Origin of the sequence: Acinetobacter sp. YH12249 (assembly GCF_013417475.1) — a bacterium.
Classification (GTDB): Bacteria; Pseudomonadota; Gammaproteobacteria; order Pseudomonadales; family Moraxellaceae; genus Acinetobacter.
Map to the genome: position 1 here is coordinate 98454 of NZ_VPDX01000002.1, position 11967 is coordinate 110420.

Annotated in this window: 9 protein-coding genes; 1 reads left to right on the forward strand and 8 read right to left on the reverse strand. The window is 42.9% G+C overall.

The window, feature by feature from the left end:
• Positions 1-18: 18 nt before the first annotated feature.
• The 5 genes from FTV25_RS01740 to FTV25_RS01760 form a co-directional block, all read right to left on the reverse strand.
• A complete protein-coding gene (locus tag FTV25_RS01740) occupies positions 19-693 on the reverse strand; it encodes a 3-oxoacid CoA-transferase subunit B (RefSeq protein ID WP_180002014.1) in 675 nt (224 codons plus the stop codon).
• Positions 693-1361, reverse strand: coding sequence for a 3-oxoacid CoA-transferase subunit A (locus FTV25_RS01745; protein WP_005235708.1), 669 nt, complete (start codon positions 1359-1361; stop codon positions 693-695). Before FTV25_RS01745 ends, FTV25_RS01740 begins: the two co-directional genes overlap by 1 nt.
• Before the next feature lie 50 nt (positions 1362-1411).
• Positions 1412-2692, reverse strand: a complete 1281-nt coding sequence (locus FTV25_RS01750; RefSeq protein WP_180002015.1) for an MFS transporter — start codon at positions 2690-2692, stop codon at positions 1412-1414.
• Between the two features lie 210 nt (positions 2693-2902).
• On the reverse strand, positions 2903-4102 hold the full coding sequence (locus FTV25_RS01755; protein ID WP_180002016.1) for an acyl-CoA dehydrogenase: 1200 nt from the start codon (positions 4100-4102) through the stop codon (positions 2903-2905).
• A 33-nt stretch (positions 4103-4135) separates the two neighbouring features.
• Entirely contained in the window at positions 4136-5290 is a 1155-nt protein-coding gene (locus FTV25_RS01760; RefSeq protein WP_034171043.1) for an acyl-CoA dehydrogenase family protein, read from the reverse strand.
• 568 nt (positions 5291-5858) lie between these two features.
• On the opposite strand from FTV25_RS01760, the gene FTV25_RS01765 reads away from it, so the two are divergent.
• Positions 5859-6695 (forward strand): IclR family transcriptional regulator, encoded by an 837-nt coding sequence (locus tag FTV25_RS01765; protein ID WP_004785687.1) that lies wholly within the window; start codon positions 5859-5861, stop codon positions 6693-6695.
• Between the two features lie 163 nt (positions 6696-6858).
• Here FTV25_RS01765 and FTV25_RS01770 read toward each other — a convergent pair whose 3' ends face one another.
• The 3 genes from FTV25_RS01770 to betA form a co-directional block, all read right to left on the reverse strand.
• Positions 6859-9057 carry an OsmC domain/YcaO domain-containing protein gene (locus FTV25_RS01770; protein WP_180002017.1) on the reverse strand — a complete coding sequence of 733 codons (2199 nt, stop codon included), beginning with the start codon at positions 9055-9057 and terminating at the stop codon, positions 6859-6861.
• A 355-nt stretch (positions 9058-9412) separates the two neighbouring features.
• Positions 9413-10183, reverse strand: coding sequence for a hypothetical protein (locus tag FTV25_RS01775; RefSeq protein WP_180002018.1), 771 nt, complete (start codon positions 10181-10183; stop codon positions 9413-9415).
• 127 nt (positions 10184-10310) lie between these two features.
• A complete protein-coding gene (gene betA, locus FTV25_RS01780) occupies positions 10311-11966 on the reverse strand; it encodes a choline dehydrogenase (RefSeq protein ID WP_159122947.1) in 1656 nt (551 codons plus the stop codon).
• Between the last annotated feature and the right edge of the window lies 1 nt (position 11967).

The window sequence follows — 11967 nt, forward strand, 5'->3', positions numbered from 1 at the left end:
TTTAAAAGATTTAGCTTATTATATGGATGCTTTTAACTGTGCAGCTGCACGGCCATCGAGCAACTTGCATCCGGTCTGTTGCTGAAGTTCTTCGAAACTCAAGCCATCCACTATTTCTAGCACCCAAGCCTGATTATCTTTGAGTTCAATAATGCACAAATCGGTATAAATACGGTCAACGCAGTTTTTACCGGTAATTGGATAAGTCAGCTCTTCCACAATCCGTGGTTCGCCATTTTTAGTGACATGTTCCATGCAAACATAAACACAGCGAGCACCAACTGCCAGATCCATCGCCCCACCCACTGCTGGGACGGCATCTAGTGCACCGGTATGCCAGTTAGCGAGATCACCATTTACGGCAACCTGAAAGGCGCCCATAATACAGAAATCTAAATGGCCGCCACGCATAATATCGAAGGAATCTGCGGAGTTCATAAAACTGCCGCCATCCAGCATGCTGACTAGTTCTTTACCGGCATTAATCAGATCATCATCAGCGAGTTCAGGGTCAGTTAAAGCGGTAAAACCCAGAACGCCATTTTCAGAATGCAGAATAATATCCTGTTCAGGTTTTAAATAACCGGCAACGCGTGTTGGTAAACCAATACCTAAATTCACATAAGAACCGGTTGGAATATCTTGTGCAACTTTTTCTACAATTTGTTCACGTGTACGTTTTTGAATTGTCATTATTTAATATCTCCTACCTTCACCACATGCTGCACAAAAATACCTGGTGTTACGATAATCTCTGGATCAAGCTCGCCTAGCTCTACAATTTCATGTACTTGAGCAATCGTGGTTTTGGCTGCTTTTGCCATTAACGGGCCAAAGTTTCGCGCTGCTTTACGGTAGGTCAAGTTGCCCCATTGATCAGCCTGATTGCCATAAACCAAGGCATAGTCTGCATGAATTGGATATTCCAGCACATAGTCCTTGCCATTGATATGGCGGGTTTCCTTACCTTCAGCTATCTTAGTGCCGTATCCTGTAGGCGTAAAAATAGCCCCCAGACCTGCACCTGCAGCTTGAATACGGCAAGCCAGATTGCCTTGTGGTACCAACTCTAGTTCAACCTTTCCAGCTTTATACAGCTCTTCAAACACCTTGGAGTTATTGGCACGAGGAAATGAACAGATCATTTTCTTTACCAGTCCTGACAATAATAGGTTGGTTAGGCCACGATCACCAGAAGCAGCATTATTGTTGATGATGGTCAGATCTTTAGGACCAATATCAATCAAAGCTTCAATCAGTTCGATTGGCTGTCCTGCCAGACCGAAGCCACTGGTCATAATATGCGCACCATCTGGAATCTGCTTGAGTATGGTTTCGATATCCTGTGTGATTTTATTCATTTAATTGCTTCCTAGCATCTTCCTGTCTTTATAAATGTTTGATCAATTAATTAGTCAGCTTTTTGTGGGTCAAACAAACGGTTTTTAATGAAAATGGCCGGGATCAAACCACAAATAAAATAAGCCACACTCATGATGAGTAGACCTGTACCAATTGAGCCACCTTGCGCAAAATAACCGATGGTTAAAGGTGCCAATACTGCACCTAGACGGCCAATGTTATAAGCGCCACCTGTTGCTGTACCACGGACTTTGGTAGAGAAACTTTCAGTCATATAAGTCGCGTTAATGCCATATGGAATACCGTAAAGGAATCCGAAAAACAGCATGAGCCATAAGATATTGTCCGGTGTGTTGCCAAAGACAATGATGGGGATAAAGATTGCGGTGCCCATGGTACCGAAAGCAAATACAGCACGACGACCAATTTTATCCGCAATAATACCTGCGATCACTTTGGTACACATCATGATCAGGAAGGTCCCAATCATATAGGTGGTCATTTCTTTAAATTTGATACCTAAGTCTGATTCCAGATAAGCCGGTAACCAGTTACTTACACCGTAATAACCAAACTGTAAGAATGCCGTACTAAACGACCAGAGGATGAACATGCGACGGCTTAACGCATCGGCAAAAATCATTTTGAAGGTATTCTTCGGTTTTTCTTGCACTACGCCGCTGGCTTTGGCTGCCAATCTTTCTTGACGTGCCTTTAACCAGGCTTGTGGTTCTGGTACCAGGAAGAACATGCCAATCGCAAGAACAATCGGAACAATGGCAATATAGTAAAGATAACGCCAGCCTAGCTCTGGAAGCAGCCATCCTGCAAGTACAGTGGCAACGACTGAACCAAGTGTCCAACCTGTCATTAAGGCAGCAAGTACTGTAGAACGATATTTTGTTGGCACATATTCTGCCATTAGAGTATTACAGGCAATATAGAGGGCACCCAAGCCAATTGCTGAAAAGAATCGCAACCACTTAAATTCTTCATAGCTTTGAGTAAAGCCTAGCCAGAAGGTTAATGAAGAGAATAAAGCGATCGCAATCACAATCACCCGAACTCGTCCAAAGCGGTCACAAGCCCAGCCACCAAAAAAGCCACCAATGGCCATACCAGCAAGTGTCCAGCTACCGAGTGCACCTGCCTGAATACTACTTAAAGAAAATTCTTGTTTGAGGCTGGTTAGACTGTAGGCTAATAGTGCAAGATCTGCACCGTCTACCAATAACGCTAAAAATGAAAAGATAAAAGCCAGAATCCAGACCTTTTTCTTAGGCATATTTTCTTCTGGTAGAAGGTTTTGTTGTGAATTAAGCGTATTCATAATGTCCTTTACACTTTGCTGGCACTCCTGTGCCCTTTAGAAGTTTATGTTTCACCTAATTAATTAAATGAAACATAGAATGTTGAATTGATCTTTAATTCTGAATCTGACTAGATTTTTAAAATCCATCCCAGAACTGGATTGGCTGACTTTAATTAAAGTCAGCCAAAACAAACTAGCCAGCAATGCTGGCTAGAGGTTGATCTGCATTTAGTTGGAGAATGCAGCAATACCTGTTTGAGCACGACCTAGAATTAGGGCATGTACATCATGGGTACCTTCATAAGTGTTGACCACTTCCAGATTCACCAGATGACGAGCTACACCAAATTCATCAGAGATCCCGTTACCACCCATCATGTCACGCGCTAAACGGGCAATGTCTAGAGCTTTACCACAGTTATTACGCTTGATCAGTGAAGTACCTTCAACTGATGCAATGCCTTCGTCTTTCATACGACCAAAACGTAATGCCACTTGCAGACCCAACGCAATTTCAGTTTGCATGTCTGCCAGTTTTTTCTGAATTAACTGATTGGCAGCCAATGGACGACCGAACTGTTTACGGTCCATGGTGTATTGATGCGCTGTATGCCAGCAGAATTCAGCTGCACCCATCGCACCCCAGGCAATACCATAACGCGCACTGTTCAGACAGGTAAATGGACCTTTTAGACCACGAATTTCCGGGAACGCATTTTCTTCTGGAACAAAAACATTGTCCATCACGATTTCACCGGTAATCGAAGCACGCAGGCCAACCTTACCGTGAATCGCTGGTGCAGAAAGCCCTTCCCAGCCTTTTTCTAGAATAAAGCCACGAATATCACCGACATTGCCTTCAGGAGACACTTCTTTTGCCCAAACCACAAAGACATCAGCAATCGGACTGTTGGTAATCCACATTTTCGCGCCCGTCAGACGGTAACCACCATCCACCTTTTTCGCACGGGTAATCATGCTGCCCGGATCTGAACCATGATCTGGTTCAGTCAGACCGAAACAACCGATGTATTCACCGGTCGCCAGTTTTGGCAAATATTTCTGTTTCTGTTCTTCAGAACCAAATTCATTGATTGGCACCATCACAAGAGAACTTTGCACACTGGCCATAGAACGGTAACCTGAATCCACACGTTCTACTTCACGGGCAATCAGACCATAGCTGACATAATTTAAGCCGGCACCGCCGTATTGCTCAGGAATGGTTGGACCCAGCAGACCGAGTTCACCCATTTCACGGAAAATGGTTGGATCAGTTTTTTCATAGCGGAACTGTTCTAGTACACGTGGCATCAGCTTATCCTGACAGTACGCATGCGCGCTGTCACGGATCATGCGTTCTTCTTCAGTCAGTTGCTGTTCCAGTAAAAATGGATCTTGCCAGTCAAATCTAATTCTTGTGCTCATTTTAATATTTCCAATATTCTAAAAATCTGCTGCTTAAGCAGTCGCTTGTTTAATCATTTCACGTGCGATGATGATTTGCTGGATTTGAGTAGTACCTTCATACAGACGGAACAAACGCACATCACGATAGAAACGTTCAATTGAATATTCACTGATATAGCCCGCGCCACCATGAATTTGCAGACAGCGATCCGCTACACGGCCACACATTTCAGTCGCAAACATTTTCGCGCATGAAGATTCAGTGGTCACATTCTTGCCTTCGTCACGCAGACGAGCAGCATCCAGAACCATACATTTCGCTGCATAAATCTCAGCTTTAGAGTCTGCCAGCATGCCTTGGATGAGCTGGAAATTGGCAATCGGTTGACCGAACTGCTTGCGTTCTACTGCATAATTTAAAGCGTCTTCCAGCATACGCTCTGCCATACCAACACTATAACCGGCAATGTGTAGACGGCCTTTATCCAGGACACGCATTGCAGTTTTGAAGCCAATGCCTTCAACACCACCGATCAACTGATCTTTATGAACTTTACAGTTGTCAAAAATCACGTCACAAGTGTATGAACCGTGTTGACCCATTTTTTTATCAATTTTGCCCAGACTTAGGCCCGGTGTATTCGCTTCTACCAGGAATGCAGAAATGCCGCTTGCACCTTTGATATCAGGATTGGTACGCGCCATCACCGTAAATGTCGTTGCACGCGGTGCATTGGTAATAAAACGTTTGGTACCGTTTAAAATATAGTAATCGCCATCTTTAACCGCGCTGGTTTTTAAAGATGCTGCATCTGAACCTGAATCTGGCTCAGTTAAACAGAATGAACCAATGATTTCACCAGTCGCATAACGTGGCAGGTATTTCTGTTTTTGCTCTTCTGTACCGTCAATCACGATCCCGCTTGAACCGATCCCGTTATTGGTCCCGATCAAAGAACGGAATGCAGCCGATGTACGGCCTAATTCCATTGCGACCAGAATTTCCTCTTCCATGGTGATACCTAAACCGCCGTATTCCTCTGGAATAGTTAGGCCAAACAGACCCAATTCTTTCATCTGCTCGACAATACGCTCAGGAATCGCGTTACTTTCTTCAACTTCATGTTCTAAAGGGACTAGTTCATTTTTGACAAAGTTACGAATAGTCGAAAGAAGTTGCTCGAGCATTTCCGGATCGCGAATCATAGGGATCTCCATGTTATTTAGTTCATCTGGGTAAATTCCTTTACCCTTTAATTTTAGTTTCGTAATACGAAATAAATAATCATAAAAATTCATTTTGAGCAAGAAAAATTATTAAAAATTTTATTTTTTAAGCAAAAAAGCAAATTTTTCTAGCTTTAATTAAAAATTATAGTTAGAATTTTATTTCACAATGCGAAATTTTTAGATTGTTAGTAGATTTAGAAAAGAGTTAGATGATCTGAATCAGATCATAATTGATTCTATAAAAGCGCAGCGAGATAAAAATGTTTCAATTAAATCGTGCTGATGATTCTCGTTTTGATTGGCTCCATTTTCCTGAAATTTTATCTGGCTAACTTTAAATTTTCTAAAGATACTTAAAGATCATTACAGGTCTCAAAAACCTGTAAATTCTGCATCGTTTTTAGCTGAATAGCGCTAATTGACTTAAATACAGATAAAGTGAGCACTTTTTTATTTATTTTTATCATTAATAGAAGTGTTTTATTTTGTATCGTGAAATTTAATTGCTATCATATTTATTAATTTACCTTTAATTGCTCTGACCATGACAAAAAATAAAACTGGCGAAATACCTAATTTTGATGAGATCCGTTTAGATCCGATTTCACATATTCATAGAGAAAATAACCCGCAATTTATCGCGTCTATTGCACGTGGTTTAGAAATCCTGAGATGTTTTTCTGCAACGAATCAATTACTGGGCAACCAGGAAATTGCACAGCTAACTAATCTGCCAAAACCGACTGTTGCCCGGATCACCAGCACGTTGGTTTCTTTAGGTTATCTAAAACAGTTACCGAATACGACCAAATACCTGTTGGACGTTGGTGTATTGGCTCTGGGTTATGCGGCGCTAAGCAATATTTCGGCACGTACCCAAGCTTATCCATTTATGGAAGAAATGTCACGTTATGCGCAAGCGCCTGTCGCCATGGCAACACGTGATCGTCTGAGCATGATTTATCTGGAAGTGGTTCATACAGAGTCTACTTTGACCATGCGTCGTCCAGTTGGCTCTACCCTGCCTATTCATAGTAGTGCGATGGGCCGTGCCTGCCTGGCTGCGATGGAAGTTAAAGAACGTGAGTATCTGTTCGATGCGATCAAAAAAAGAAATGAAGATCAGTGGCCAACCATTAAGCGTAATTTAGAACGTGCCATTCGTGATTATCAGGATTATGGCTATTGCCTATCTCTCGGCGATTGGGCCAAAGATGTGAACTCTGTTGCAGTGCCATTGATTCACCCTAAACATGGTATTCTGACCTTTAACTGCGGTGCGCCAACTTACCTGCTTAATCAGGAAAAACTGGAAAATGAAATCGGTCCTCGCCTGATTCATATGGTCAATAATATTTCCCTGACTTTAAATAATATTTAAGCTGTTATTTAAGATTTAAATGGGCGGCAAGGATCGCCCTTTATTCTTTCTTTTTTTAATTACTCCTAAGATGTTAGAGCAATATAAAAAATAGCCCATTCTAAGATGGGCTATTTTTTTAAAGATTTAAAGACTAGCAAAGTCAGCTAATCATCTTCACTTACTACGCTGCTACAAACTTGGCACGCGCTGCATGCAGTTTCTTGTAGCTGTCAATTAAACGTAGATGACGATCCAGACCTTCAAGCTGCATATTGGTTTCAGCTAAACCGTAGAAACGTACTGTACCTTCTACTGAACCGAGGACTGCATCCATACGGGCATCACCAAACATACGGCGGAAGTTGTGTTCATAGTCTTCCAGTTCCATTTCATCATCCAGAATGACTTCAAGCACTACATTCATGCATTGATAGAACAGGCCACGTTCAACCGTGTTGGTATTGTATTGCAGGAACTGCTCAACCAGATCTTTAGCTTCTTCAAATTGCTGTAGAGCCAGATAGATCAGCAGTTTCAATTCCAGAATGGTCAGCTGACCCCATTCGGTATTTTCGTCAAACTCAATCCCGATCAGGGTACGGATCTCGGTGTAATCATCTTCATCTGCTTCTTCCAGACGTTCAACCAGAGCTTCTAGCTGTTCATCATCCAGACGATGCAGATTCAGGATATCTTCACGATATAACAACGCTTTGTTGGTATTGTCCCAAACCAGATCTTCCACCAGATAAATTTCAGAATAACCCGGCACTAGAATACGACAAGCAGTTGCGCCTAAATGCTGATAGACCGCCATATAAACTTCGTGGCCCATCTCTTCCAGAATGGTAAATAATTCCTGTGCTTCATCGGCATTTGAGTTTTGGCCATTATTGGTGAAATCCCACTCGACAAAATCATAATCAGATTTTGCGCTGAAGAAACGCCAAGATACGACACCACTTGAATCAATAAAGTGCTCAACAAAGTTATTCGGTTCAGTGACTGCATTTGAACTGAAGGTTGGTTTTGGCAGATCATTCAGGCCTTCAAAACTACGACCTTGTAACAGTTCAGTCAAACTACGCTCTAAAGCCACTTCAAAATTAGGATGAGCACCAAATGAAGCAAAGACACCACCCGTACGCGGGTTCATCAAGGTCACACACATCACCGGAAACTGACCGCCTAGAGAAGCATCTTTGACCAGTACTGGAAAGCCTTGCTCTTCTAAGCCTTTAATGCCTTCAACAATTTTCGGATATTTTACCAGTACGTGTTCAGGTACATCCGGAAGTGCCAGTTCGCCTTCCAGAATTTCGCGTTTAACCGCACGTTCAAAAATTTCAGACAGACATTGTACTTGAGCTTCAGCCAAGGTATTGCCCGCACTCATACCATTACTGAGGTACAGGTTTTCAATCAGATTCGATGGGAAATATACAGTTTCACCATCAGACTGACGTACAAATGGCAATGAACAGATACCGCGTGCTTTATTGCCTGAGTTAGTATCATAAAGATGGGTACCCAGTAACTCATCTTCAGGATCATAAATTTCACGAGTATGTTCATCTAAAACTTCGGCTGGCAACTCGCCATTTGGACCTGGCTGGAACCATTTTTCATCCGGATAATGCACAAATTCTGCATTGGCAATATCTTCACCCCAGAACTGGTCGTTATAGAAGAAGTTACAGTTCAGACGTTCAATGAATTCACCCAGTGCAGACGCCAGCGCACTTTCTTTGGTTGAACCTTTACCATTGGTAAAGCACATTGGTGACTGAGCATCACGAATATGCAGTGACCAGACATTCGGTACGATATTACGCCAAGACGCAATTTCAATCTTCATGCCGAGGCCTGCCAGAATCGTAGACATATTTGCAATGGTTTCTTCCAGTGGCAGGTCTTTACCCGGAATACAGGTCAGACTGTCTGAAGCCAGATTAGGCATTAATAATGCCTGAGCATCGGCATCAATACTTTCAACTTCTTCTATGACAAATTCAGGACCGGTTTGAATGACTTTTTTGACGGTACAACGGTCGATCGAACGCAAAATCCCCTGACGGTCTTTTTCAGAGATATCAGCCGGTAGCTCGACCTGAATTTTAAAAATCTGTTTGTAGCGGTTTTCAGGATCGACGATATTGTTTTGAGACAGACGGATATTATCGGTGGGAATGTCACGCGCTGCACAATAGACTTTAACAAAATAAGCCGCACACAGCGCAGATGAAGCCAGAAAATAATCAAATGGACCTGGCGCAGAACCATCACCTTTATAGCGGATCGGCTGATCGGCGATTACCGTGAAGTCATCGAACTTAGCTTCTTGACGAAGATTATCGAGATAATTGACCTTAATTTCCATGTGGATACCTAAATATTCTTATGTGCCGCCACGGACAGATAAGATGCTAAATCTGAATATACAAGCCGAATCACGGAGGAGAATTTGACTCAAAAATAAAAATAACCCGGGTTAAACCTTCAACCAGTTAGTTTCAGGATAAGCTCGAGTAAGAATGGGCGCTATTATAGAATCATTTTATGAAATTGATAATGTTTGCTCGAATTTCCTGCAGATTTATCAAAATATCTGTTAATTAAATATTCAGAAAATCTGGCTTTAAGCCGGGAACAGGCTGTTTTTATTGATACTTGCTGTTCCCGACTGGATTTTATGGACTGCGAAATGCATTTTTTAAATCAGATCAAGATCCAAATTAAAAGTCATAACCAATGCCAAACACAGCGAGATCGCGCTGTTTATCACCAAAACGGTCGTAACCACCGAAGATATAATCACCAGACAAGGTCAACTTTGGCGCAACTTCATAACTCAATCCAGCAGTTGCATAACGGAAAGCATGCTGTTTGGTAGTGTTGCCCAGCTCATTACCTTCATATTTGCCTTCATCATTAAAATAACCACCCGCTGCACCGACATGCGCACCCAGCTTATCATTAATCTGATGGGTTAAATCCAAGGTATAAAAAGTATCACCCTGATTGGCATAGGCCACATCATATAAATAGGTCGATACACCCGCTGTAACACTGGTCTTGTCGTTTAGTGCACGACTTACATTCAGACCTAATTCATTTGAAGTCGTATGGCTGCCACCCGGATAATAATAGGTTGCATCCCAGAAATTCCAGTCGTAGTTTTCACTGCTATAGTTATAGCCCACGATAAAATCATGTTCGACTTTATCACGGCGATGTGATTTCTTGCCTTCCAGTTCTGGGTAGGAATAACCTAAGGTTGAGCCCCAGTAACCGACATAAAAATTACCATAAGCCAGATTCAGCGCTGCCTGTAAGGCAACGTCATCATTTTCTGGTGCATTGGTCAGACCACGGGAGATGTATTTAGAAACTACACTGATGTTTCCACTGGTTTCAATTTTTTTTGCGTCTGCATCGTCTGCAAAACAATAAACACTAGAAACAGCAGCACAGCCGAAAAGGACTGTTTGTTTGAAAATTCTCATAAAATATAAATTATATTAAGCAAAGAATGGATAACACTGAAACCGACTACAGTTTTATCCAGCTTTGGGTAAAAATAAATTCCGCTATATTCCTTGATGCAACAAACAACAGGAATATAGCCATGACTTAAGCGCGTGGGGCCCGGTAGAAAGGCGCTGTAGAAGCAGGTAATGCCTGCTTGCCACGGATATGATCTGCAAGCTTTTCAGCCATCATGATCGTGGTTGCATTGAGGTTGCCTGTAATAATAAGCGGCATAATTGAAGCATCGATGACACGCAGACCTTGCATCTCATGCACACGCCCATAACCATCGACAACTGCCATATCATCCTCACCCATTTTACAGCTACAGGACGGATGATACGCTGTTTCTGCATGATTACGAACAAATTCATCAATTTCTGCATCAGTTTGCAGATTTTTGCCCGGACTGATTTCTTCACCACGATATGGATCCAGGGCGGGCTGATGCATAATTTCACGGGTAATACGGATGGCATCACGGAATTCACGCCAGTCCTGTTCAGTGCTCATATAGTTGAACAGAATGCTTGGATGTTCAAACGGATCTTTGGATTTCAGGCGAACCCGACCACGAGATGGTGAACGCATGGAACCGACATGAGCCTGGAAGCCGTGTTCATGAATAGCATTGGTCCCATTATAGTTAATCGCCACTGGCAGGAAGTGATACTGGATGTTTGGCCATTCAAACTCATCCGAAGAACGAATAAAGCCACCCGCTTCAAACTGGTTACTGGCACCAATGCCTTTGCCTAGGAATAACCATTCTGCGCCAATCATGGGCTGGTTATACCATTTCAATGCCGGATATAAGCTGACCGGTTTTTTGCACTTATATTGTAAGTACATTTCCAGATGGTCTTGCAGGTTTTCACCCACACCCGGCAGGTCCTGAACCACCGGAATATCCAGACTTTTTAACAATTCAGCCGGACCTATACCAGAGCGTTGCAGGATTTGTGGAGATGCAATTGCACCTGCACATAGTAGAACTTCACGATCCGCAAAGACCTGAATCGGCTGCAAGGTATTTTGACCTTCAAAATATTCTACGCCAATCGCCTGATTGCGATTAAACAGAATTCGGTTGGTCATGGCATGGGTAATAATGGTGAGATTATCCCGGCCTTTGGCCATATCCAGATAACCACGTGCCGTACTGGAGCGACGACCTTGTGGTGTCACAGTACGATCCATTGGCCCGAAGCCTTCCTGTTGGTAGCCATTCAAGTCATCGGTACGTGGATAACCGGCTTGAACCCCAGCTTCGACCATGGCATGAAACAGCTCATTATTACCATTCTTAGGCGTTGCGACTGAAACCGGGCCTGAATCGCCATGATAGTCATTGCCTCCAATATCGCGGGTTTCAGCTTTTTTGTAATAGGGTAGACACTGCGCATAGTTCCAGTGTTCCAGACCTTTAAGGCTGGCCCACTGTTCCAGATCCATAGCATTACCACGGATATAGCACATGCCATTAATCAGTGAAGATCCGCCCAGACCTTTACCACGGCCGCATTCCATACGGCGATTGTTCATGTGGGGTTCTGGATCAGTCAGATAGGCCCAGTTATAACGGCGTCCTTGTAAAGGATAGGCCAAAGCAGCTGGCATCTGGGTTCTAAAATCCAGACGATAGTCCGGGCCACCTGCCTCAAGTAATAGCACCTTAGTATCTGGATCTTCAGTTAAACGCGCTGCCAGAACATTACCCGCAGAACCTGCACCGATAATAATATAGTCGTAATTCATC

Coding starts and splice junctions, on each gene's coding strand:
- betA (WP_159122947.1), bottom strand. CDS start 11,966: ATGAATTACGACTATATTATTATCGGTGCAGGTTCTGCGGGTAATGTT.
- FTV25_RS01770 (WP_180002017.1), bottom strand. CDS start 9,057: ATGGAAATTAAGGTCAATTATCTCGATAATCTTCGTCAAGAAGCTAAG.
- FTV25_RS01775 (WP_180002018.1), bottom strand. CDS start 10,183: ATGAGAATTTTCAAACAAACAGTCCTTTTCGGCTGTGCTGCTGTTTCT.
- FTV25_RS01760 (WP_034171043.1), bottom strand. CDS start 5,290: ATGATTCGCGATCCGGAAATGCTCGAGCAACTTCTTTCGACTATTCGT.
- FTV25_RS01765 (WP_004785687.1), top strand. CDS start 5,859: ATGACAAAAAATAAAACTGGCGAAATACCTAATTTTGATGAGATCCGT.
- FTV25_RS01740 (WP_180002014.1), bottom strand. CDS start 693: ATGACAATTCAAAAACGTACACGTGAACAAATTGTAGAAAAAGTTGCA.
- FTV25_RS01755 (WP_180002016.1), bottom strand. CDS start 4,102: ATGAGCACAAGAATTAGATTTGACTGGCAAGATCCATTTTTACTGGAA.
- FTV25_RS01745 (WP_005235708.1), bottom strand. CDS start 1,361: ATGAATAAAATCACACAGGATATCGAAACCATACTCAAGCAGATTCCA.
- FTV25_RS01750 (WP_180002015.1), bottom strand. CDS start 2,692: ATGAATACGCTTAATTCACAACAAAACCTTCTACCAGAAGAAAATATG.